At 65.1% G+C, this 22,131-nt stretch carries 21 protein-coding genes; 11 read left to right on the top strand and 10 right to left on the bottom strand.

Translation table 11 applies throughout. From position 1 onward, the window contains the following. Positions 1-19: 19 nt before the first annotated feature. Entirely contained in the window at positions 20-1,759 is a 1,740-nt protein-coding gene (locus tag XH93_RS23640; RefSeq protein ID WP_194469342.1) for a winged helix-turn-helix domain-containing protein, read from the bottom strand. Positions 1,760-1,866: 107 nt separating this feature from the next. On the opposite strand from XH93_RS23640, the gene XH93_RS23635 reads away from it, so the two are divergent. Further along, entirely contained in the window at positions 1,867-2,337 is a 471-nt protein-coding gene (locus XH93_RS23635; RefSeq protein ID WP_194469341.1) for a nuclear transport factor 2 family protein, read from the top strand. 50 nt (positions 2,338-2,387) lie between these two features. Here the strand turns inward: XH93_RS23635 and cax are convergent, their stop codons facing one another. From cax to XH93_RS23605, 6 genes are all read right to left on the bottom strand, one after another. Continuing rightward, positions 2,388-3,488, bottom strand: a complete 1,101-nt coding sequence (cax, locus tag XH93_RS23630; RefSeq protein ID WP_194469340.1) for a calcium/proton exchanger — start codon at positions 3,486-3,488, stop codon at positions 2,388-2,390. A gap of 81 nt (positions 3,489-3,569) precedes the next feature. Further along, positions 3,570-3,905 carry a hypothetical protein gene (locus XH93_RS23625; RefSeq protein ID WP_246799278.1) on the bottom strand — a complete coding sequence of 112 codons (336 nt, stop codon included), beginning with the start codon at positions 3,903-3,905 and terminating at the stop codon, positions 3,570-3,572. Positions 3,906-4,035: 130 nt separating this feature from the next. Continuing rightward, positions 4,036-4,233 carry a hypothetical protein gene (locus XH93_RS23620; protein WP_194469338.1) on the bottom strand — a complete coding sequence of 66 codons (198 nt, stop codon included), beginning with the start codon at positions 4,231-4,233 and terminating at the stop codon, positions 4,036-4,038. 218 nt (positions 4,234-4,451) lie between these two features. Further along, positions 4,452-5,891, bottom strand: coding sequence for a DUF1254 domain-containing protein (locus XH93_RS23615; protein ID WP_194469337.1), 1,440 nt, complete (start codon positions 5,889-5,891; stop codon positions 4,452-4,454). A gap of 200 nt (positions 5,892-6,091) precedes the next feature. After that, on the bottom strand, positions 6,092-6,403 hold the full coding sequence (locus XH93_RS23610; protein WP_229175813.1) for a hypothetical protein: 312 nt from the start codon (positions 6,401-6,403) through the stop codon (positions 6,092-6,094). Positions 6,404-6,493: 90 nt separating this feature from the next. Further along, entirely contained in the window at positions 6,494-6,721 is a 228-nt protein-coding gene (locus tag XH93_RS23605) for a hypothetical protein (RefSeq protein WP_194469336.1), read from the bottom strand. Between the two features lie 118 nt (positions 6,722-6,839). Between XH93_RS23605 and XH93_RS23600 the strand changes: the two genes are divergently transcribed. Further along, positions 6,840-8,039, top strand: coding sequence for a DUF418 domain-containing protein (locus tag XH93_RS23600; protein ID WP_194469335.1), 1,200 nt, complete (start codon positions 6,840-6,842; stop codon positions 8,037-8,039). 10 nt (positions 8,040-8,049) lie between these two features. Here the strand turns inward: XH93_RS23600 and XH93_RS23595 are convergent, their stop codons facing one another. The 3 genes from XH93_RS23595 to XH93_RS23585 form a co-directional block, all read right to left on the bottom strand. Then, the gene (locus XH93_RS23595) at positions 8,050-8,403 is read right to left on the bottom strand and encodes a DUF2200 domain-containing protein (protein ID WP_194469334.1); all 354 of its coding nucleotides are present in this window, start codon (positions 8,401-8,403) and stop codon (positions 8,050-8,052) included. 206 nt (positions 8,404-8,609) lie between these two features. Beyond that, complete coding sequence (locus tag XH93_RS23590; protein WP_194469333.1) at positions 8,610-10,895, bottom strand: TonB-dependent siderophore receptor; 2,286 nt, start codon at positions 10,893-10,895, stop codon at positions 8,610-8,612. 231 nt (positions 10,896-11,126) lie between these two features. Next, positions 11,127-12,764 (bottom strand): winged helix-turn-helix domain-containing tetratricopeptide repeat protein, encoded by a 1,638-nt coding sequence (locus tag XH93_RS23585; protein WP_194469332.1) that lies wholly within the window; start codon positions 12,762-12,764, stop codon positions 11,127-11,129. A 162-nt stretch (positions 12,765-12,926) separates the two neighbouring features. Between XH93_RS23585 and XH93_RS23580 the strand changes: the two genes are divergently transcribed. From XH93_RS23580 to XH93_RS23540, 9 genes are all read left to right on the top strand, one after another. Then, complete coding sequence (locus XH93_RS23580; protein ID WP_194469331.1) at positions 12,927-13,382, top strand: hypothetical protein; 456 nt, start codon at positions 12,927-12,929, stop codon at positions 13,380-13,382. Positions 13,383-13,678: 296 nt separating this feature from the next. Then, the gene (gene glyA / locus XH93_RS23575) at positions 13,679-14,980 is read left to right on the top strand and encodes a serine hydroxymethyltransferase (RefSeq protein ID WP_194469330.1); all 1,302 of its coding nucleotides are present in this window, start codon (positions 13,679-13,681) and stop codon (positions 14,978-14,980) included. 69 nt (positions 14,981-15,049) lie between these two features. After that, complete coding sequence (nrdR, locus tag XH93_RS23570) at positions 15,050-15,532, top strand: transcriptional regulator NrdR (RefSeq protein WP_139483155.1); 483 nt, start codon at positions 15,050-15,052, stop codon at positions 15,530-15,532. Further along, entirely contained in the window at positions 15,529-16,680 is a 1,152-nt protein-coding gene (gene ribD / locus XH93_RS23565; protein ID WP_194469329.1) for a bifunctional diaminohydroxyphosphoribosylaminopyrimidine deaminase/5-amino-6-(5-phosphoribosylamino)uracil reductase RibD, read from the top strand. The genes nrdR and ribD overlap by 4 nt, the downstream gene beginning before the upstream one ends. Further along, positions 16,680-17,288: a riboflavin synthase gene (locus tag XH93_RS23560; RefSeq protein ID WP_194469328.1), complete on the top strand. Its 609-nt coding sequence runs from the start codon at positions 16,680-16,682 to the stop codon at positions 17,286-17,288. The genes ribD and XH93_RS23560 overlap by 1 nt, the downstream gene beginning before the upstream one ends. 244 nt (positions 17,289-17,532) lie before the next feature. Next, positions 17,533-18,024 (top strand): 6,7-dimethyl-8-ribityllumazine synthase, encoded by a 492-nt coding sequence (gene ribH, locus XH93_RS23555; protein WP_194469327.1) that lies wholly within the window; start codon positions 17,533-17,535, stop codon positions 18,022-18,024. 2 nt (positions 18,025-18,026) lie between these two features. Then, positions 18,027-18,521, top strand: coding sequence for a transcription antitermination factor NusB (gene nusB, locus XH93_RS23550; protein ID WP_139483159.1), 495 nt, complete (start codon positions 18,027-18,029; stop codon positions 18,519-18,521). A 140-nt stretch (positions 18,522-18,661) separates the two neighbouring features. Next, positions 18,662-19,663, top strand: coding sequence for a thiamine-phosphate kinase (gene thiL, locus XH93_RS23545; RefSeq protein ID WP_194469326.1), 1,002 nt, complete (start codon positions 18,662-18,664; stop codon positions 19,661-19,663). Between the two features lie 217 nt (positions 19,664-19,880). Then, positions 19,881-22,001, top strand: a complete 2,121-nt coding sequence (locus tag XH93_RS23540; RefSeq protein ID WP_139483161.1) for a sodium-translocating pyrophosphatase — start codon at positions 19,881-19,883, stop codon at positions 21,999-22,001. Positions 22,002-22,131: the final 130 nt, after the last annotated feature.

Here is a 22,131-nt window from a genome sequence, read left to right as displayed (position 1 = left end):
GCTCGTTAATAGGCGAAGGCTATTCGGGAAGACCAGCCTTGCGAAGTCCCTCGCGCAAACGAGCCTCGTCATCTGGCTGCGCAAGCGCGATCGACGCAAGAAATCGCGAGATCGTAAAGTTGGGCCGAAGCCTCAAGGTCGCGGAGGCAGCCGCCTTCGCCTCGTCCTCAAGGTCAAGCCGCGCTGCCGCTGCGGCGTGCCACACACGTGCCTGATAGACTGCCGGCAGGCGATCCACGGCGGTGCGGCTTGCCTCCAGCGACTCCTGGTAGCGGCCGGCGAGATAATAGGAATTGGCGAGATAACTGTAGTAGATCGGTCGATGCAGCGGATCGAGACGAAATATCTGCCCTAGCATCGCGATGCTCTCCTCCGAGCGGCCGGCGTGAGCAAGCGCGAGCGCGTAGCGACCATCCGCCATATTGGGGTTAAGGTCAGCCGCGCGCCGAAAGGCGCTCAGTGCGTCAAGCCGCCGCTGTCTCCAGTGGAGAACCCAGGCGAGCTGCGAATGCGCCTCCGGAAGCGTCGGGTCGGCCGTGATCGCACGCTCCGCCAGGGCCAGAGCCTCGTCGCTCGCGACCGGACTTTGAAACTCATCGGCAAGCTCCGCCTCATTGTTGGAGACAAGCCATGCGCGGTTGTAGGTTTCGGAAAGCGCCGTGAGAGTTGGCGCGTAGCCTGGGTCGAGCCGCACAGCCTCGTTGAGGGCTCGTCTGGCGCTCAGCACGCGTCGGCCGTACTCTGCTGCCGTCGGGCTGGAATCAACGCTGGCGAGCAGGGCGCGGCCGCGCAGAAAGAAATCGTAGGCTCCGAGAGACCGCGGTCCCTTCCGTTCGGCGCGTTCAAGTTCAACCTGCGTGATCCGGGAGAGCAGAACACCGACAATGCGGCGGGCCAGGTCATCCTGCAGGGCTACGACGTCAGCAGGCGGGCGTTCATAAAGGTCGGCCCACCGTTGCACACCGGTCTCGGCTTCCACCAAACGAGCCGACACCCGCAATTGTCCCTGGTCGCGCCGCACCGCCCCAAGGAGAAGGTAGCGCACGCCCAACCGCCGCGCTGTCCCACGCAGATCCGTCGTGCCCTTGAAAGAGGACGCAGATTCGTTCGCGATGACAAAGAGTTCGGAAAACTTGGATAAGCGAACCGCAATGTCTTCGGTAAGCCCGTCGCTGAAATAGTCTTGCTCCTTGTCGCCTGCGACGTTGGTAAAGGGCAGAACCGCGATCGACGGACGTTCCTGCTGTGCGTCCCCGCTTGCCATCTTCTGCCAAACGCCAATACCAACGAGCAGCAGGCATGCCAGCACTCCGCCAACCAGTGCCAGCAGGGCAGGGCGTCCGCGCCCAATGATCCATGGAGGCCTCTTCTCCGCCGCGACCTTGGCGACGATCGTCTCGGCAGCTTCACTTACAGGCACGGCAAGCACATAGCCGCGGCGGGGCAGCGTCTTGATAATGTCCTGAGCCTCATCGTCGAGTGCCTGGCGGATGTCGCTGACGCATCGGCTCAGCGATTCGTCGGTAACTGTGATGCCCTGCCAGACAGCCTGCGCAAATTCGTCTCTGGACACAGGCTCACCGGCGGCAGCAATCAGCTGGCACAGGACGTCAAAGCTCTTCGGACGAAGGGCGATCCGCCGCCCATCGCGTGTCAACGTCCGGCGTCCGGCGTCGAGGATGAATGGCCCAAAGCGCATCGGCCGCAGAACACCAGGCGCGGGCCGCGCCCGTTCATCTCGGCTTTCAGACCTTTTCATGGTTTTTCAGCATGCCTTTCAGGACTTTAGCTCAGGCACCTGCTCTTTGTTCCCAGCCTACCCTTGCAACGCAACCTTTGAAAGACCAATCGAAAAGGGAGAGCCTCATGCTGCTACATCGTGCCTGTTGCCTCGGTTTTTCCGGGGCGATGCTCTTGTTGACCGCGCAAGCTTTCAGCGCCGACAACCCGGATGTCGCCAAGCTCATGACCGCCAACTCGGCCTTCGACGCTGCCCTGTCGAAACGCGACCTTGCTGCGCTCGACGTCATCTGGGCTCAAGATGACCGCGTCAGCGCTTTTCACCCGTCGAGCAAGGCCACCATCGTCGGCTGGAGCGCCGTCCGTCGGAGCTGGGAAGGCGCCTTCGGAAATTTCCCTGAGATATCGGTTGAGATGAAAAACCCGCACATTCGCATTACCGGAAACATGGCGCTGGTCACCGGCACCGAGACATTTCGCGGCAAGCGTTCGAGCGGAGAAGTCGTCGAGTTCCTCGCGCCCACGACCAACGTCTATGAAAAGCGCGGTGAACAATGGGTTCTGGTGCATCATCACGCTGGACGCGCGCCACAATAGGTCTCCGTGAACCTGCGTGCGAACCCACCCGCACCGGCGGGCGACGCGCTTCATCCCTGACCCGCCGGCGGGACGACATACAGCGTCAGTGCAAACACCGCGTAGATGAAGATCAGCAGCGCGCCGACGAACCAGGCCGAGCGTCCGCTGCCGGTGACGAAACTCGCCGTCACGGTTGCGATCATCACCATGGTGACGGCGCCTGGCCAGAACTGCAGGTCCATCGGCGTCGGCCCCACGAGGTAGCTGAGCAGCACCAGCGCCGGCGCCACGAACAGCGCGATCTGCGAGGCGCTGCCGAGCGCAATGCTGACGCTCATGTCGAGCCGGTCCTTGCGCGCCGCGGCAAAGGCGACCGCGAATTCGGCGGCGGCGCCGACCAGCGAGACGATGATGAAGCCGACGAAGGCCGGGCTCATCCCGAAGGTTTCCGCGGCCTTCTGCACGGATTCCACAAAAATCTCGCTGACCAGCGCGACCAGCACGGTCACGACCAGGAGCGTGCCGACCGCCAGCCCGATCGGCCAGTGCGCCTCCTTTTCGTCGCCATGCTCTACGCCCGCAAACAATTCCTTGTGGGTCTTGAGCGAGAACAGCAGGCCGAGCGCGTAGGCGGCGATCAGCAGCACCGAGATGCCGATGCTGAGCGTGTGAATGACCCCGCTGTCCTTCGGCAGGTGATCGAGGTCGGCGACTGCCGACGGTGCGAGCAGGGCGACGGTTGCCATCAGCAGCAAGCCGGAGGAAAGCCGCGCGCCGGCGCGGTTATACTCCTGCACGTGGTAGCGCAGGCCGCCGAGCAGCAAGCAGGCGCCGAGCATGAACATGGCGTTGGTGACGATCGCGCCGGCGATCGAGGCCTTCACCAGCATGTACTGGCCCGCGCGCAGCGCCGTGATGGCGATGATCAGCTCCGTCAGGTTGCCGAGCGTCGCGTTGAGCAGTCCGCCCACGGCATCGCCGGTCCTGGCGGCAACCGCCTCGGTGGCGTGGCTGAGCAGGGCCGCCAGCGGCACGATCGCCAGCACGGCCAGCACGAACAGCAAGGTGTGGGAGTGCGGGGCGGCTGTCTCGGCCACCAGCACGACGGGCACGAAGACCAGCATCCAGAGCAGGGGGGTGTCGCGGATTTCCCTGAGCAGAGTTTGCATGCTGGCCGCCCTTCCCATCGATGCGCGGATGGAAGGTCCGGCCGGACCGCAGGGCCGGCATTGATCTAGCTCAACGCGGATCTAGCCGCGTGGACCGGGCTGCGGTGACGGCGACGCGCCGGGTTGCGGCTGCGGCGAACTGGTCGACGAGGGCGGACTGGAAATCGGCTGCTGATCTCCGGCGCCGTGCGGAATGCACGTTCCGGCGTTGGCGAGGAGCCGTCTCGCCTGCAGGTCACGGGCCTTGGAATAGTCGCGCCGCTTGGGGATGTTCTCCGCCGCCCAGCGATCCCACGCCTCGAATGCATCGGTGTAGTGCTTGCGCATCTGTTCTTCGGCCGACATGCAATCGGCGAACTTCTCGAACACCAAATCCGTGTTCACGGGCGTCATGCCGCCGACCAGGACCACAAGCATCCATTTCATGGCGATAATGCCTTCGGTATCGCCCCAATGATCCCGGACGGCGATAGCCTCCCGGACGGCGGCAGTCCATCAAGAAAGGCCGCCAATTCGATTGGCAGCCTTCCCGTTCGTTGCCGGATCGTCAGCGCCAGTACCGGTGATGATGCCGCCAGCCATAGTGGTGGCCGCGGTACCAGCCGTAGTGGCGACCGCGGCCCCAGCCGTAGTGATGGCCGCGTCCGCGATGGCCCCAGCCGTGCCCATGTCCATGTCCATGACCGCCGCGAACCTGGATGACGGCGTCATCCTGGGCTGCCGAGGGGGCTGTCAGGGGCGCCATTCCCAACCTCGCGGAAGCAGGGCCGACAAGCGCCAAGATCAGCAACGACACCGCTGCCGTCATCCACCCGATGTATCTCACCGACGAATTCCTCCCGCGCGGGATTGCGCGGGATGCAAAGCCAGCAGCGCGTCATTTGTTCCAATTGGGGCGACAGATAGCTCCGGATATGGCTCCGGCTCGCGAACGGCGCCATCGGCGGCCGGATCAACGCCCCCCTAGCTGGTTGTCACCTTCCGTACGGGGGGCGGCTTCCAGGTCCCGTTGATGATCGACGGCGACCTCTCATTCGGCCAGTACATGCGCAACATCAAGATGAACTTGCCCGCAGGGGCGGGCAGCCAGTTGCTCTCCTTGTCAGGACCTGGGCTGTCCTTCTGGATGTAGAGATCAACCGAGCCGTCCGGATTGGATTTGAGGTTCTGGCGCGCACTGATCGACTGGCGGTTGATTGGATTGGGCACGAAGAAGTAGTTCTCGTCATACATTGTGAGCGACCAGAAGCCGCCGACCGGAGGAAGCTGCCCCTTTGGAAAACGCATGACGTACTTGTTGCTGCCGAAGTAATCCTTGTCGTCGGCGTCCTTCTGCGATGACGGGTAGCACGCATCCTGAATTCGATTGGCGCCGAGACCGATTGCCGTGATGAGCGCACGGTTGAGATAGTTGGTGCTATAGATGCCGGCTTCGCTATCGAAAGCCCAGCCGTTCACGTTCCGGATCGCCTTGTTGACCTTGAATTGCAACATGATCCGGTCGAACGCCACTTGCGGGACCCGCTTGGCGAACGCGACGTCGAATTTGCTCGCATCGAAATCCCTGCCGGGGACCAGCCCGATCTTCGCGAATTTGGCGACCTCGGCCGCGTCGGCGGACGCCGGCGGATTCTGCTTCATGAGTTGCGCAAGAAGGGTGAAGTAGGCCACGGCGTCCAGACGGTTGACTTGATCGCGAACCGCCGTCTTCATGTCGATTGAAGCATCGACCTTGCCTGCTGGGGGCGTATACGACTTACCGTATGCGCTGAGCGGCACGAGCTTGAACGCGTCCTGCGCGGCGTGCACGGCGGCATAGTCCTCCGGCGTACCGGTGCAGTAGATGCGGCCCAATATCCAGACGATGCTGGTGGGGGATTTGTACTCCTTGACACCTGCGGGAAGCGTTCCCTTCCAGTTCGGTCCGGTAATGGCGTAGGTCTGCGCCTTGGTGCCGGTGGTGCGCTTGCCGGGCACCTGGAAGACGTTGGTCCAGCCATCCAGCATCGGAAAAAGGAAGTAACGGTCCTTCATGTCCGGCATGCTCAAGACCCAGGGCTCGTTCCCCACGTCGATCCAGGCTATCGTGTAGAGGGTATCGGCATTGGGCGCCGTGACATCCCTGAAGCTGGCGTCCGGGTACTTGCGGGCCTTGACGAATTGTCCCATCGGCGCGCGTGTGCCTTCCGGGCTCGCGACGTTCGTCATGATCCGACGCGTCATCTCCATCGTCACGAGTGGATATCCGTAGATATACGCATCTTGGGCGAGCCAAAAATCTTCGCCGCCCTCCAACGCCCGAACAACCGGACCGTCAAAATCGGCGCGTGCGGATCGAGACATCCCGAGTGACGAAACCGTGGCACTCAGCACCGCAAGCGCTTGACGACGATCGATCGACATGAAGAGCCCTCCTGACCTCATTCGGACGATAACGCGACGAGTTTAACCTTGGCTTGATTTACATCAATGCCATGTTGCGTCGCTGCAGACGCGCGCCGGCCGTCTGGGTGGGATGGGCCAGAAGGGAGACAGCAACAGTCAATGACCCGGCGGAGACCGCCCGAAGGCCGTCTCTCGCTTGGGACATGAAAAGCTTCTTCTCAGATCTCGACCTGGACGGAAAGATTGGAGCGTACCCAATCCGCTTGCCCGGCCTTCAACCGCTTGGCCTGAAATTCAGTGAAAGCCGGATCGTTACCAATTGATGCCAGGCTGCGCCCGTAAGCCTCGACGCTGTCGAAGCGAGCCACGAACGCGTAGTTGCCGACCTCGCCACCGATCACTGACCAGTAGCTGACGTCGGCCCCGTGTTTTCGCCAAAGCACCGCCGCTTCCTTTGCGAGCCCCAACACGGTCGCAAGATCGCTGCCGGGCCTTGGATGCGAAACGAACTGCATAACGACTGCAGGCATCTTCCCCTCCATAAAAAATTAGGTGTCAAAATTGCCCGTATTCAACACCGGGGAGGGTTTCAAACGGGGCAGCTCCAGGCTTGATCTGGATCAATCCTTTTCCGGCTTCGCGGCGGCGCGTTCCTGGTAGCAGGCGCGCTCGGGGGACGGGGCGCAGCGCGGCTTCTTTGCCGCCGGTTGGGCAGGACCGGGGCTGCGCGGGTCGGCTTTCTTCTTTGCGGGCTTCGTGACGCCCGGGCCCTGATCCTGGGCCAGCGCCGGCGGTGAAAAACAGGGGATAGTCAGGGCCAGACGGAGCGCGATGAGGATAACTCCCATCGGTAATCTCCCGGATGAAATATAAAGGTGCAGTCGGCAATCACTGGTTACCCTGCCCAAGCCGACCGCCACCGGCAATTGGAAAGTCCTCGGCGCCGGCGGCCGAGATGGTTTGATCATGAGCGCACCAACCTGCGTCCGACCACCCGGCCCGGTGAGGCCATCGGACCGCATCGACAGCATCGACGTGCTCCGCGGCGTCGCGCTGCTTGGCGTGCTCGCCATCAATCTCGTCATGGAATTCCGGGTGTCGATCTTCGAGCAGTTTCTGCCTGCGTGGCAGCAGCACGCAGGGAATCCACTCGACCGCGCCGTTGTGGCCATCCTGATGCGGGCCGTCGATTTGAAGGCGTTTGCACTGTTCTCGCTGTTGTTCGGCGCCGGGCTTGCCATTCAATTCGAGCATCTCGTGGCGAACCCGCGCCGCGCGCGTCTGCTGTTTCGCCGGCTGATCGTGCTGCTGGTGTTCGGGTTGCTGCATCTGTGCCTGATCTGGAACGGCGACATTCTCACTGAATACGCGCTCGCGGGACTGATCGTCCTGCCGTTTCTGTTCGGTCCGCGCTGGCTCGTGGCAGGCGGCGCGCTGACGTTTCTCGGCGTCTATCTCGCGATGCAGCTATGGCCGCCGCCTGGACTATTCCCCAGCCACGGTTCGATCGGACTCGATGTGCAGCAGGCGAACCGGATTTATGCAACGGGCGGTTTCGGCGAGGTCCTGAAATTCCGGCTTCGTGAGATCCCCCTGATCATCCCGCTGCACGTCTACATGTTCCCGCGTACGATCGGGCTGTTTCTGCTCGGCGCGTTCGCCTGGCGCAGCGGCGTCCTGCGCAAGCCGCATCAGCGGCTGCTGGTCTCGACCGGGGCTGTCTGCGTCGGCCTCGGCGCGCTGCTCGTGCTTGATGGCGCAGGCGACATTCTGGCCGCTGCCGGCAGCAGCAGGCTCGCAACGCCCCTTGGCACAATCGTGCTTGCGCTCGGCTACGGCGCAACCATCATCGCGGCCGCCAACACGGCGCGTGGAAAGGCGTGGCTCGGATGGGCCGCGCCGCTGGGCCGCATGGCCTTCACCAACTACCTCGCCCAATCCGTGATCTTCGGCTGGATTTTCTACGGTTACGGCCTCGGCCTGTTCGGCCGCCTCGGCGCCGCCGCAGCGCTGGCGATCGGTCTCGCCGTGTATGCCGCCCAGGTGATGTTCAGCGCATGGTGGCTGCGCCGCTACCGATACGGTCCGATCGAATGGTTGTGGCGAACGTTGATGTATGGCGCGCGGCAGCCGATGTCGCTGGCGCCGCTCAAGCCCACCGCGTAGCGCGTGGGCATCACCCCTTCCGCAGAATCTTGTCCATGGCCTTGCCGCGCGCCAGCTCGTCGATCAGTTTGTCGAGGTAGCGAATTTCGCGCATCGTCGGCTCCTCGATCTCCTCCACCTTGACGCCGCAGACCACGCCCTTGATCAGGGCGCGCGACGGATTGAGGCCAGGGGCTTTTGCGAAGAAGGTCTCGAAATCGGTTTTCTGGTCCAGCTGCGTCTTCAATTCCTTCGGACCGTAGCCGGTCAGCCAGGCGATCACCTGATCGACCTCCGCCTTTGTGCGCCCCTTCTTCTCGGCCTTTGCCACATAGAGCGGATAGACGCTCGCGAAGCTCGTCGTATAGATCCGATGTTTCGCCATGAACTGCTCCAGGTCGTTCCACTCAGCCGTCGCCTCGGGTCTCCAGGCATCGGCATTCCGCGCCCGGCGAAATATGCGCTGCCGAGCGCCGCCGAGGCAACTTGCTTGAGCAGAGGCCCTACGGGGAACGCGAAGTCTGAACGTGACCGATGGCCACGTTCCGCGTTCCCATCGCAGGGGACCGGAGGCTACAAGGCGAGCTTAGCTCACCATTTGTAGGCGAGGCTCGCCGTGATGCGACGGCGGTCGCCGTAGTAGCAGGAGCTGATTACCGCGCAGCTCGCGACGTAGATCTTGTCGGTGACGTTGACGACGTTGAGCGCGGCGCGCCAGTGATTGTCCCATTCGTAGTGCAGAGCGAGGTCGCCGAGCACGAAGGAGGGGACCAGCGCGGTATTGGCCTGATCCGCAAAGGACGAGCCGACATAGCGCACGCCGCCGCCGAGCCCGAAGCCGCGCAGCGGGCCCTCGCTGAACGTGTAGTCGGTCCAGACCGAGGCGAACTCGCGGGGCGTATTGGTCGGCACGGTGCCGATCAGCGCGGGGTTGAGGTCCTGGCTGACGAACAAATCGTAGTTGGTGTAGCTCGCGACCAGCTTGAAGTCCCGGGTGATGTTGGCGACCGCCTCGAGCTCGATGCCGCGCGAGGTGACTTCGCCGTTCTGGACCTGGAACAGCGGGTTGTTCGGATCGGTGGTCAGTGCGTTCTTTCGCTTGAGGTCGAAATAGGCGACGCTGAAGCGGGCATTGAGCCCGATCGGCTCGTACTTGATGCCGACCTCGGTCTGCTCCGACGTCTCCGGCAATTGTAGCTGGCCGGCCGCATTGAGGCCGATGATCGGATTGTAGCCGGTCATGTAGGAGACGTAGGGCGCAACGCCGAAGTCGAAATTGTAAATCGCGCCGACGCGGCCGGAGAATTTGCGGTCCTCGCGGCTCTGGTCGGCGCCGATCCGGTTCTGGTTGACGAGATCGACGAAGTCCTGGCGGCCGGACAGTACCACCGTCAGGCGGTCGAGCTTGACCTGATCCTGCAGATAGACCGCGGCCATGCCCTGGGTGAGATAGGCGTTCTGATACAGCGCGCCGCTGAACGGCGCGTTGACGCCGTAGACCGGGTTGAAAACGTTGAGATTGGTGCCCATGCCAAATCCCTGCCGGTCGTCGATGGCGTAATGCTTGAGATCGACGCCGAACAGCGCGGTGTGCTGCAATGGCCCGGTGTTGAAGCGGTACTCCAGCTGGTTGTCGAGGTTGAACTGGTTGGCGACGCCGCGGGCATAGAAATTGCCGCGTGCGATATCGCCCGCCGCCGGCGTCGTGGCCCAGCCGAGGCCATAGAGGCCGGTGTAGTAGACGTCGACATGGCCGAAGCGCGCGTTCTGGCGGAAGTCGAGATTATCGGTGATGTTCTTCTCGAACTGATAGCCGAGCGTCTCCTGCTCGCGGCGGAACTGGTCGGCGCTGGGGTCGCCGATGAAGAGGCTGGTCGGAATCCGGCCGAACGGCGCGTTGGTGACGGTGCCGACATAGGGCAGGAAGTTCTCCGCCCGCGTGTTGTTGTGCGCCGCCGTGGCGTAGACGGTGAGCTTGGTGTCGGCGTCCGGCCGCCAGGTCACTGATGGGGCGAAGAAGAAGTTGTTGTCATAGGTGTAGTCGGTCTGGGTGCCGCCGCCCTGCACCTGGCCGACGAACCGGTACAGCAGTTGCGCGTTGCCGGGCTGCGGGACCGCGCCGCCGATGTCGAACGCGGTATAGGCATTGCCGAAATTGTTGACGCCGGCCTCGATGTAGCGCACCGGCTCGGCCTGCGGCAGCTTGCTCACCGCGTTGACGAGACCGCCGGGCGCCGAGCCGCCGTACAGGATGCCGGACGGACCGCGCAGCACCTCGACGCGCTCGAGGTTGAACGGCTGCAGCTTCCAGCTCGCATAGGAGGTGTAGAACAGCTGCAGGCCGTCTAGGAACAGCGACTCGTTCTGCGCCGGGAAGCCGCGGATCAAGAACCAGTCGTTGCGGAAATCGCTGCCATAGGTGCCGCCGATCACGCCTGGCGTGTAGCGCAGCACCTCGTCGAACTTGCTGACGATCTTCTGGTCGCGGATCTGCTCGGCGCCGATCACGGTGATCGATTGCGGGGTCTGGATGATCGGCGTGCTGGTCTTGGTGCCGCTGGCGCTGACGCGCGCCAGATAGCCGTTCACCGGACCGGTCGCGGTCTCGCGCGCGCCGCGGCCGCCGGGGCTCGCGGCCGGCGGCTGCGCGGCGGTCTGGGTCTGGGTTTGCCGCGGGGTGGCGGCGCGGCGCGAAGCACTCCCGGCGCGCGCGGCCCGTTGCGACGATTGCGCCGGTCGCGCCGATTGCCGGCTCGGCGCCTCGACCGTGACGGGTGGCAGTTGCGATTGGGCGAACACCTCGTCGGCACTGATTACGCAAAGAGTTACCGTCGCCGAAACGGCAAACCGCTTCGGCCCCATCCACCTGCACGACATTTATTCCACGCTCCACGAAAAATATTGAGCGAGTCGTTAGCACGGTGATTTCTGGAAACCGGCGCCGCGCGCTTAGAACCTCTTCAAGCTGCGCGCAAAGCTCGCGAGTGTGACCGAGCAACAACGAAATGCCGCTTGCGTGCGCGGCATTGTCGCACGCATCGCGTGAGAGTTTTGAATCGATCCAGTCTTGAATGATTCAAATCACGCGCAGCTTCTTGCTGGAGCGACTCAGCCCTCAGGCACGCCGGCCAGACGCAATCCGGTAATCAACCGGTCGAGCCCGGTGAGATAGACCGGATTGTTGCTGAAGTTGCTGGCTTGCAAGCGCCGGATCGTGAAGCCCGGGTTGATCGAAAGGCCTTCCTGCGCAGCGCGTGTTGCTTCGTCCTCGATCCCGAGCAGGCCGAGCGCCGCCGCCAGCGCAAAGTGGGCTCGCGGCAGGTTGCGATTGGTCTCGATGCTTCGTCGCAGCCAATCGGCGGCCCTGGCATCCTCGGCCAGATAGATCAGCGCTTCGCCCATGAAGTACTTCATGTAGTACGCGTCGACATGATGCGGGCAGAGACGAAGTGCCTCCAGGATGTGGGCTTCGGCCTCGGCCGTCCGGCCGATGAAACACTTGGCGAAGCCGATACAGCCAAGGGCCGACGTCCTGCTGTGATCGAGCGCGATGGCTGTTTCGTAGGCGGCAATGGCCTGGTCGACCCGGTGCGTTAACGCATAGACGCCGCCCAGCACGAAGTGAGCGTGCGCGTTGTTCGGTGTCAAGGACAGCGCCTTGACGACGTTTGCCTCCGCCCGCGACAAGGTCGCGGCCGTGTCATCAGTCAGGAGAGAGAAGCACGCATTGACGTCGACGTTGGCCAGACCGGCCAGCGCGACCGTGTAACGATTGTCGATCGCGAGCGCGCGTTCGAAGAAGCCTCGCGCCACCACCGCGGACCGCGGGGTCAGCCCGTCACACAGGCTGGCCATGCCCTGTACGATCAGGTCGCCGGGGCCAGGAAACATCAGGCGCTCGGCGCGCCGTGCTTCATTGAGGACAACCTGGGTGGCGACGAGAGGGGCGAGCCGCCAAGCGATCTCGTCCTGCAGGTCGAAGGGATCAACGACTTGCTTCTCAAAGCGATCGGCCCACACGTGTCTTCCGGTCTCAACATAGGTCAGCTGCACATTCACGCGGAGCCGGTCTCCGCTGCGCTGAAGCGAACCTTCGAGCACGTAGCGGGCGTTCGCATCACGGCCAGCCTGCCTGATGTCGATGGCCTCGCCGGTGTGCGAATGCGGCTTGCGACGTGCCACGATGAACGTCAAGCCCGTGCGCGACAAATCCGTGATCAGGTTCTCGGTGACGCCGGCCGCAAACGCGGCCTGCTCGGGACCGCCGCCAATGCTGGTCAGCGGCAGCACCAGGATGGATAGGCGCGGCGCGGGTTTGCCGTCGGCTCGCGCCGCCCCCGCAGCGACGTCCTGGTCCGATTCGCTGTCGATCGTCGCGGGCTCGTCAGCGAGCGCGCGCGAGGAGGCTGCCATTTCGTCGGCAGCGGCGTGCTGTTCGACTTCATTCACCGCCGCAACGAAGCGAAAGCCTCTTCGCGGCAAGGTCCTGATCAGCCCCTGCTCATTGCCGGAATCGCCGATCGCGCTCCGCGCGACGTTCAACCTGGTGGTAACAGCCGCGTCGGACACGGCGCGGCCGTTCCAGATCGCGTCGATCAACTCGTCCTTCGTGACCACCCGGTCCCGGTTGCGGATCAGGTATTCGAGCAAATCGAACACTTGCGGGGCGATCGAAATCAGCTCTGCGCCGCGACGCAATTCGCGGGTCCCGGTGTCGAACGCGTAGCCATCGAAATTGTATTGCAAGCGGCGCGCTCCCCTCGGGCGCTTCCGATCCGGCCGTACCGATGCGTGACGCTGCATGATAAGGCGCCGGTGAGAAAAATGTAAGCCGGAGGTTAAGCGCGTCGCTCCCGCCTTGGCACAATGCATCGGAATCGAACCCGCCATCATTGGGAGCCTGACGTCATGGAATTCCCCGCGCAGGGCCGGGTTGTGGGTGCGCAGCGCACCGTTGGCCGCGAGGGCGGTGCGCGCATCTGTCGCGATCGATCTGCTGCGCTGCTCGGGGCCGCAATCGCGCTGGCCGCGACCGGTCCGGCGTCGGCTCACGACCCGCACAAGCCGGAGCTCAACGCGTGGTTCAAGAGCCTGAAGAACAAGGCCGGCGCACCCTGTTGCGACGGCGGCGACGGCGAGCGTGCGCGGGCCGAGTGGGACATGGGGAAGGCCGGCTACAAGGTCCAGTTGAAGAATCCACAGCGGCCCGACGAGCCGGGGACCTGGTTCATGGTGCCTGATACGTTGGTGATCCAGCAGCCCAATCTCAGCGGCGCTGCCATGGTTTGGTGGTGGCCGTCCTACGACATCGACGGAACGATGACCCCGCAATGGCGCTGTCTCATTCCGGGGCCGGGGAGCTGAGCTTTCCCGCGAGGTCGGAACAGCGGCTCGCCGGAACTGCCGTGCTGCATCGGCGCGACGTCACCGGGGTGGCCGCCGGCGGCCCCCGATCCCTCGCCTGGGGCTAGACGAGGAGGGGGCCGCCGCCCTCGCAATCCCCGCCATCCCCACCATATCTGGCATAATTGGCAGCGGGGGACCGCAACCGCTTGGCCATTGTGGGCCAATGTGATAACCCTCCCGGGTCAGCTTCGACCGCCACTCGTGACCGTCCGCACCCTCACTTAAGGGCTTGCGGCGGTGGAGATATTTCGCCGATGACCTCTTCGACCAAGACCGCTTCCGCGCCCGATTCCTTCTTCTCGGCCGGCCTTGCCGAGGCCGACCCCGAAATCGCCGCCGCGATCAAGGGCGAACTCGGCCGGCAGAGCCATGAGATCGAGCTGATCGCCTCGGAAAACATCGTCAGCCGCGCGGTGCTGGAAGCGCAGGGCTCGGTGATGACCAACAAGTATGCCGAGGGCTATCCGGGCGCGCGCTATTACGGCGGCTGCGAATGGGTCGACGTCGCCGAGACGCTGGCGATCGAGCGCGCGAAGAAGCTGTTCGGCGCCGGCTTTGCCAATGTGCAGCCGAACTCCGGCAGCCAGATGAACCAGGCGGTGTTTCTGGCGCTGCTGCAGCCCGGCGACACCTTTATGGGCCTCGACCTCGCCGCCGGCGGCCATCTCACCCACGGCTCGCCGGTCAACATGTCCGGCAAATGGTTCAAGGCCGCGCACTACACCGTGCGCCGCGACGACCAGCTGATCGACATGGACGAGGTCGCCAAGCAGGCCGAGCAGGTCAAGCCGAAGCTGATCATCGCCGGCGGCTCGGCCTATTCGCGCGCCTGGGACTTCAAGCGTTTTCGCGAGATCGCCGACTCGGTCGGCGCCTACCTGCTGGTCGACATGGCGCATTTCGCCGGCCTCGTTGCCGGCGGCGTGCATGCCTCGCCGGTGCCGTACGCCCACGTCACCACCACCACGACGCACAAATCGCTGCGCGGCCCGCGCGGCGGCCTCATCCTCACCAATGACGATGCGCTGGCCAAGAAGCTGAACTCGGCGATCTTCCCCGGCCTGCAGGGCGGTCCCCTGATGCATGTGATCGCGGCCAAGGCGGTGGCGTTCGGCGAGGCGCTGCGGCCGGACTTCAAGGTTTATGCGAAGAACGTGGTCGAGAACGCCAAGGCGCTGGCCGAGACGCTGCGCGGCCACGGCCTCGACATCGTCTCGGGCGGCACCGACAACCATCTGATGCTGGTCGACCTCAGGCCGAAGGGGCTAAAGGGCAACATCTCCGAGAAGGCGCTGGTGCGTGCCGCCATCACCTGCAACAAGAACGGCATCCCGTTCGACCCCGAGAAGCCGTTCGTCACTTCGGGTCTGCGGCTCGGCACGCCGGCGGCGACCACGCGCGGCTTCGGCGTCGCCGAGTTCAAGCAGGTCGGCGGCATGATCGCCGAGGTCTTGAACGCGCTGGCGCAGTCGCCGGACGGCAAGGCGCCGCTGGTCGAGGCCGCGATCAAGGAGCGCGTCAAGGCGCTGACCGATCGTTTCCCGATCTATCAGTAGGGCCGCATGATCCGGAAAAGTCGGCACCGGTTTTCCGAACAGATCGTGCGCAAATAAAGGCTGGGTTGGATGCGCTGTCCGAGCTGCAATTCTCTCGATACGCAGGTCAAGGACTCGCGTCCGACCGAGGACTCTGCCGTGATCCGCCGGCGGCGGGTCTGCATCACCTGCAACTTCCGCTTCACGACCTTCGAGCGGGTGCAGCTGCGCGAGCTCACCGTGATCAAGCGCAACGGCCGCCGCGTGCCGTTCGACCGCGACAAGCTGGTGCGCTCGCTGCAGATCTCGCTGCGCAAGCGCCCGGTGGATTCCGAGCGGCTGGAGAAGATGGTATCCACCATCGTGCGCGAGCTCGAAAGCGGCGGCGAGGCGGAAGTCTCGTCGGAGGCGATCGGCGAGATCGTGATGGAGCATCTGCGCCAGCTCGACGACGTCGCCTATGTGCGCTTCGCGTCCGTCTACCGTAATTTCCGCGAGGCCAAGGACTTTGAAGCCGTGCTCGACGAACTGACCGGCGAAGAAGACCCGCGGGTCGCGACGTTGCGAAAATGATCTTCCGGATCCTGGAAGACCAGCTCGCGCAGAAGTCCAAGGAGGCCAAGGCCGCGGACCTGCGCTTCATGCAGCTTGCGCTCGCGCTCGGCCGGCGCGGGCAGGGGCGCACCTGGCCCAATCCGGCGGTCGGCGCCGTCATCGTCAAGGACGGGGTGATCGTCGGCCGCGGCTGGACGCAAGCTGGCGGACGGCCACATGCCGAGGTCGAGGCGCTGAGGCGCGCAGGTGACGCGGCGCGCGGCGCCACGCTCTACGTCACGCTCGAACCCTGCTCGCATTTCGGCCGCTCGCCGCCCTGCGCCGATGCGGTGGTCGCGGCCGGTCTCGCCCGCGTGGTCTCGGCGATCGAGGATCCCAATCCCGAGGTTGCCGGGAAGGGCCACGCCAAGCTGCGCGCCGCCGGCATCGCGGTCGATATCGGGCTGTGCGCGGCGGAGGCCGCGCGCGACCATGCCGGGCATTTCCGCCGCGTCAGAGACAAGCGGCCGCATGTGATGCTGAAGCTCGCGGTGTCGTCCGACGACAGGATCGCCGCCGCCGGCTATCGGCCGGTCGCGATCACCGGCGACGTCGCGCGGACCCGCGTGCACCTGCTGCGCGCGCAGAGCGATGCCATCCTGGTCGGCATCGGCACCGTGCTCGCCGACGATCCGCTTTTGACCTGCCGGCTGCCGGGCATGGCTGATCGTTCGCCGGTGCGGGTGGTGCTGGACCGTGCGCTGCGAACCCCCGGCAGCAGCCGTCTGGTGCATTCCGCGCGCGAGACGCCGCTCTGGGTGCTGACATCAGACATGGCCGAGGCGCCCGCGGCGGTGAAACTTGGCGCTGCCGGCGCGCAGGTGATCCGCGTCACCGCGGCTGCGTCGGGGCCAGGGCTCGATCTGCCCGCCGTGCTGCACGCGCTGGCGGAGCGCGGCATCACGCGCCTGATGGTCGAGGGCGGGGCGCGGGTCGCGGCGTCCTTCGTAGCCGCAGGCCTCATCGACGAAGCCTGGCTGCTACGCGGGCCCGAGGCGGTCGGGGCCGGCGGCGTTCCCGCGCTGGACGCATTGCCGCTGGCCGCAATCACGCAGTCGCCGGCCTTCCGCCTTCATGCTAGCGAGATGCTCGGCAAGGACAGTCTTTCGATCTACGAGCGGACCTAATGTTTACCGGAATTGTCACCGATGTCGGTGAGATCATCAGCCTGAAGCCGGTGGCGCAGGGGCAGCTGCACCGGATACGGATCGCCTGCGGCTACGACCAGTCCACGATTGCCGACGGCGCCTCGATCGCCTGCAACGGCGTCTGCCTCACCGTGGTTGCCTCCGGCATATCAGGCGGCAAGACCTGGTTCGATGTCGATGCCGCGGCCGAGACGCTGGGCATGACCACGGCCAAGCACTGGGGCGAGGGCGGCAGGCTCAACCTCGAGCGCGCGCTCAAGATCGGCGACGAGCTCGGCGGCCATATCGTGGCCGGCCACGCCGACGGCATCGCCACCATCGTCAAGCGCGATGATCTGCCCGACATGGCGCGGTTTGAGCTCAAAACCAGCCGCGAACTGGCGCGTTTCATCGCGGCAAAGGGGTCGGTGACGCTGGACGGCGTGTCGCTGACCGTGAACACGGTCGACGACGTGACCTTCTCGGTGCTGATCATCCCGCATACACTGCAGGTCACGACCTTGAGCGGCTGGAAGGCCGGCGGCGAGGTCAATATCGAGGTCGATCTGATGGCCCGCTACGCGGCGCGGCTGTCGGAGATGAAGTGACGGCGTAGGCCGTCACGGAGCTGTCGTGAGGCCGTCATTCCGGGGCGATGCGCCAGCATCGAACCCTCAGGTGCGCAATTGCGCACCGAGAATCTCGAGATTCCTGGTTCACGCTTCGCGTGCCCGGAATGACAATGTCCAGCGCATTCGCGCTTGGAATACCACGCCGCGGCGACTACAAACGTGCGCGTTGACAAACTACATAGGCGTTGTTTGTCCACATGCTGAACATACGGATTGAACAATGGCTGACGCGCGGCGCGCACCCCTGAAGGACCAGACCGACATCGCAGGCGCGCGCGCGCTGATCGTCGAGGCGCGGTTCTATGACGATATCCAGGACGCTCTCTTGGAAGGCGTGCTCGCCGAGCTGAAGGCGGCCGGCGTCACCCACGACATCATCACGGTGCCGGGCGCGCTGGAAATCCCGGCCGCGATCGCGATTGCGATCGATGCGGCGGCAGCGAACGGCAAGCCCTATGACGCGGCGATCGCGCTGGGCTGCGTGGTGCGTGGCGACACCATCCATTTCGAGATCGTCTCGCAGGAATCCTCGCGCGGCCTGATGGACCTCGCGGTGAGCCGCAAGTTCCCGCTCGGCAACGGCATCCTCACCGTCAACACCGAGGCGCAGGCCTGGGCGCGGGCGCGGGCCAGTGAACTCAACAAGGGCGGCGACGCCGCGCGCGCGGCGCTCGCGATGCTGCGCATCAAGCGCCGCCTGGCGAAGGCCTGACCATGGCAGACAGCAACAAGCCCGGCAAACCTTTAGAGCGCAAGGCCAACCGGCGCGGCGCCGCGCGGCTCGCGGCCGTGCAGGCGCTGTACCAGATGGACATCGGCGGCGCCGGCATCAACGACATTTTTGCCGAGTTCGAGAGCCATTGGCTCGGCAACGAGGTCGAGGGCGACAAGTATCTCCCCGCGGAAGCCGCGTTTTTCCGCGACGTGGTGTCCGGCGTGGTGCGCGACCAGGCGCGGCTCGATCCGCTGATCGACGATGCGCTGTCGAAAGGCTGGCCGCTGAAGCGGATCGACGCCATCTTGCGCGCCGTGCTGCGCGCCGGCTCCTATGAGCTCGAGCACCGCAAGGACGTGCCCGGCCGCGTCGTGGTGTCGGAATATGTCGACGTCGCGCATGCCTTTGTCGAGAAGGACGAGACCGGCATGGTCAACGCCGTGCTCGACCAGATCGCGCGCCAGTTCCGCAGCGACGAGTTCGTGCGTGGCTGAACGCCACACACTCCGTTGTCATCACCCGCGAAGGCGGGTGATCCCGTACGCCGCGGCGGCCGTAATCGACAACGGGTGTCCCGGCGTACTGGATCGCCCGGTCAAGCCGGGCGATGACAGCTGAGGGTGAGGCGCGCGATATGGCAGATCGTCAGGACAATCCCTCCGGCGAAGACTCCCTCATCGCGCGCTATTTCAAGCCGCTGGCGACCGCGCCGGGTGCGTTCAATCTCGATGACGATGCCGCGGCGCTCAAGGCGGGTGGCGAGGACATCGTGGTCACGACGGATGCCATCGTCGAGGGCGTGCACTTCCTCGCCGGCGATCCGCCCGACACGATGGCGCGCAAGGCGTTGCGGGTGAACCTTTCCGACCTTGCGGCCAAGGGCGCCACGCCTGCCGGCTTCGTGCTGACGCTGGCGCTGCGCGCCGTCGAGGAGGACTGGCTAAAGCCCTTCGCCGCAGCCCTTGGCGAGGATGCCGCCTACTACGGCTGCCCGCTGCTGGGCGGTGATACGGTCTCGACGCCGGGGCCATTGATGATCTCGATCACCGCGTTCGGGCGGGTGCCGCCGGGCAGGATGGTGCACCGCGCCGGGGGCCAGGCCGGCGACCGGATCTTTGTCACCGGCACGATCGGCGATGCCGCGCTCGGCCTCGACGTGCTGCGCGGCGGTCCGGCCGCGGTGGCGCTCGGCAATGACGAGGCGGCCCGGGCCGCGCTGGCCTCCCGCTACCGGGTGCCGACGCCGCGCAATGCACTGGCGCGTGCGGTGCGCGGCCATGCCAGCGCCGCGATGGATGTCTCCGACGGTCTCGCCGGGGATCTGACCAAGCTCTGCGCGGCATCCGGCGTGGCGGCCGTGATCGACGTGCCGAGCATTCCGCTGTCGCCGGCGGCGGCCTCGCTGGTGGCGCGCAAGGCGGTCGGCATCGAGACCCTGATTGCCGGCGGCGACGACTATGAAATTCTGTGCGCGGTCCCGGGCGACCGTGTGGACGGCTTCCTGCGGGAGGCGAAGCAGGCCGGGGTCGCGGTGACCGCGATCGGCGGGCTGATCGCCGGAACGTCGCCGCCAAGCTTCCTCGACGCCTACGGCCGGGAACTGGCGCTGAAGCGGCTGTCCTACAGCCATTTCTAGAATTCCGCCCGAAGGCTCCGATTTTCCCTCTAAATAGCTGCCGATATCGGCGGTTTCGGCCTCGTGCGGCGTTGCACAGGGGGGACGATTTTGGCAAGGTCGCGCCCGATTTGAGGCGATCCCTTGTGGGCAGGGATGGTCCTCGCAAATAAGCGCCCGCCGCCTCGAGCGGCAAAAAAGGCGCGGGGGTTACATCAAGGATCTGAGGCAACAATCAATGACAGCTTTATGGGTGATCGTGCTCTGCGGGGCGCTTTCCATCGTCTACGCGATCTGGGCGACGCAGTCGGTCCTGGCCGCGGATGCGGGCACGCCGCGCATGCAGGAGATTGCGGGGGCCGTGGCCGAGGGTGCGCAGGCCTATCTGCGCCGCCAATACACCACGATCGGCATGGTCGGTATCGTGATCTTCCTGCTGCTGGCCTACTTCCTGGGCGTGCTGGTTGCGATCGGATTCCTGATCGGCGCCGTGCTGTCGGGCGCGGCCGGCTTCATCGGCATGAACGTCTCGGTGCGCGCCAACGTCCGCACCGCGCAGGCGGCGACCACCTCGCTGGCCGGCGGCCTCGAACTGGCCTTCAAGGCCGGCGCGATCACCGGCCTGCTGGTGGCCGGCCTCGCGCTGCTCGGCGTCACCATCTACTTCATGGTGCTGGTCAAGTTCATGGGGCTTGAGGCGAGCAGCCGCACCGTGGTCGACGCCATGGTGGCGCTCGGCTTCGGCGCCTCGCTGATCTCGATCTTCGCCCGTCTCGGCGGCGGCATCTTCACCAAGGGCGCCGACGTCGGCGGCGACCTCGTCGGGAAGGTCGAGGCCGGCATCCCCGAGGACGATCCGCGCAACCCGGCCACCATCGCCGACAACGTCGGCGACAATGTCGGTGACTGCGCCGGCATGGCGGCCGACCTGTTCGAGACCTATGCGGTGACCGCGGTCGCCACCATGGTGCTGGCCGCGATCTTCTTCGCCAAAACCCCGATCCTGGTGAACATGATGACGCTGCCGCTCGCGATCGGCGGCATCTGCATCATCACCTCGATCATCGGCACCTTCTTCGTCAAGCTCGGCGCCAGCCAGTCGATCATGGGCGCGCTGTACAAGGGACTGATCGCCACCGGCGTGCTGTCGCTGGTCGGCGTCGCGCTCGCGATCCAGTGGCTGATCGGCTTCGGCAAGCTCGACGGCGTCGACTACACCGGCATGGCGCTGTTCTGGTGCGGCGTGGTCGGCCTCGTCGTCACCGGGCTGATCATCTGGATCACCGAGTACTACACCGGCACCGACTATCGTCCGGTGAAGTCGATTGCGGCGGCCTCGGTCACCGGTCACGGCACCAACGTGATCCAGGGCCTCGCGGTCTCGATGGAAGCGACCGCGATGCCCGCAATCGTGATCATCGCCGGCATCCTCGTCACCTACAGCCTGGCCGGCCTGTTCGGCATCGCGATCGCGACCGCCACCATGCTGGCGCTGGCCGGCATGATCGTCGCCCTCGACGCCTTCGGCCCGGTCACCGACAACGCCGGCGGCATCGCCGAGATGGCGGGCCTGCCCAAGGAGGTGCGCAAGTCGACCGACGCGCTCGATGCGGTCGGCAACACCACCAAGGCGGTGACCAAGGGCTACGCGATCGGCTCCGCCGGTCTCGGCGCGCTGGTGCTGTTTGCGGCCTATAACCAGGACCTCAAATTCTTCATCAGCGACTCCAACGCCCATGCCTATTTCAAGGGCGTCAATCCGGACTTCTCGCTCAACAATCCGTACGTCGTGGTCGGCCTGCTGTTCGGCGGTCTGCTGCCCTATCTGTTCGGCGCGATGGGCATGACCGCGGTCGGCCGCGCCGCCGGCGCAATCGTCGAGGAGGTGCGCCGTCAGTTCCGCGAGAAGCCCGGCATCATGCAGGGCACCGACAAGCCGGACTACGGCAAGGCGGTTGACCTGCTGACCCGGGCGGCGATCAAGGAGATGATCATCCCGTCGCTGCTGCCGGTGCTGTCGCCGATCGTGGTCTACTTCCTGATCTACGCGATCGCAGGCGGCGGCGCGGCCGGCAAGTCGGCGGCGTTCTCCGCGGTCGGCGCCATGCTGCTCGGCGTCATCGTCACCGGCCTGTTCGTCGCGATCTCGATGACCTCGGGCGGCGGCGCCTGGGACAACGCCAAGAAGTACATCGAGGACGGTCATTATGGCGGCAAGGGCTCCGACGCCCACAAGTCCGCAGTGACCGGCGACACTGTCGGCGATCCCTACAAGGACACGGCGGGTCCCGCCGTGAACCCGATGATCAAGATCACCAACATCGTGGCGCTGCTGCTGCTCGCAATCCTCGCGCACTGAACCTGTCTTAAAGCGAGACAGAAGAAAGCCCCACGGCGTGGCCGCGGGGCTTTTTCTTTGGGCCGCGATTTATCGTGGCCTGTCGCGTTATGTCGCAGCCGAATGTGGGGTCAATTACAGATTGTGGGAT

It is taken from the genome of Bradyrhizobium sp. CCBAU 51753 (assembly GCF_015291565.1).
Classification (GTDB): Bacteria; Pseudomonadota; Alphaproteobacteria; order Rhizobiales; family Xanthobacteraceae; genus Bradyrhizobium; species Bradyrhizobium ivorense.
The sequence above is the reverse complement of the archived record's forward strand: the minus strand, read 5'-3'. Positions and strand labels throughout refer to the sequence as shown.

Bases quoted from the DNA above. Each gene is read 5' to 3' on its own strand.
- XH93_RS23590 (WP_194469333.1), bottom strand. From the start codon at position 10,895: ATGTCGTGCAGGTGGATGGGGCCGAAGCGGTTTGCCGTTTCGGCGACG.
- XH93_RS23560 (WP_194469328.1), top strand. From the start codon at position 16,680: ATGTTTACCGGAATTGTCACCGATGTCGGTGAGATCATCAGCCTGAAG.
- XH93_RS23640 (WP_194469342.1), bottom strand. From the start codon at position 1,759: ATGAAAAGGTCTGAAAGCCGAGATGAACGGGCGCGGCCCGCGCCTGGT.
- XH93_RS23580 (WP_194469331.1), top strand. From the start codon at position 12,927: ATGGAATTCCCCGCGCAGGGCCGGGTTGTGGGTGCGCAGCGCACCGTT.
- XH93_RS23540 (WP_139483161.1), top strand. From the start codon at position 19,881: ATGACAGCTTTATGGGTGATCGTGCTCTGCGGGGCGCTTTCCATCGTC.
- XH93_RS23600 (WP_194469335.1), top strand. From the start codon at position 6,840: ATGAGCGCACCAACCTGCGTCCGACCACCCGGCCCGGTGAGGCCATCG.
- XH93_RS23625 (WP_246799278.1), bottom strand. From the start codon at position 3,905: ATGCTTGTGGTCCTGGTCGGCGGCATGACGCCCGTGAACACGGATTTG.
- XH93_RS23595 (WP_194469334.1), bottom strand. From the start codon at position 8,403: ATGGCGAAACATCGGATCTATACGACGAGCTTCGCGAGCGTCTATCCG.
- ribD (WP_194469329.1), top strand. From the start codon at position 15,529: ATGATCTTCCGGATCCTGGAAGACCAGCTCGCGCAGAAGTCCAAGGAG.
- ribH (WP_194469327.1), top strand. From the start codon at position 17,533: ATGGCTGACGCGCGGCGCGCACCCCTGAAGGACCAGACCGACATCGCA.
- XH93_RS23610 (WP_229175813.1), bottom strand. From the start codon at position 6,403: ATGCCTGCAGTCGTTATGCAGTTCGTTTCGCATCCAAGGCCCGGCAGC.
- nrdR (WP_139483155.1), top strand. From the start codon at position 15,050: ATGCGCTGTCCGAGCTGCAATTCTCTCGATACGCAGGTCAAGGACTCG.
- XH93_RS23635 (WP_194469341.1), top strand. From the start codon at position 1,867: ATGCTGCTACATCGTGCCTGTTGCCTCGGTTTTTCCGGGGCGATGCTC.
- glyA (WP_194469330.1), top strand. From the start codon at position 13,679: ATGACCTCTTCGACCAAGACCGCTTCCGCGCCCGATTCCTTCTTCTCG.
- XH93_RS23605 (WP_194469336.1), bottom strand. From the start codon at position 6,721: ATGGGAGTTATCCTCATCGCGCTCCGTCTGGCCCTGACTATCCCCTGT.
- XH93_RS23615 (WP_194469337.1), bottom strand. From the start codon at position 5,891: ATGTCGATCGATCGTCGTCAAGCGCTTGCGGTGCTGAGTGCCACGGTT.
- XH93_RS23620 (WP_194469338.1), bottom strand. From the start codon at position 4,233: ATGGCGCCCCTGACAGCCCCCTCGGCAGCCCAGGATGACGCCGTCATC.
- nusB (WP_139483159.1), top strand. From the start codon at position 18,027: ATGGCAGACAGCAACAAGCCCGGCAAACCTTTAGAGCGCAAGGCCAAC.
- thiL (WP_194469326.1), top strand. From the start codon at position 18,662: ATGGCAGATCGTCAGGACAATCCCTCCGGCGAAGACTCCCTCATCGCG.
- cax (WP_194469340.1), bottom strand. From the start codon at position 3,488: ATGCAAACTCTGCTCAGGGAAATCCGCGACACCCCCCTGCTCTGGATG.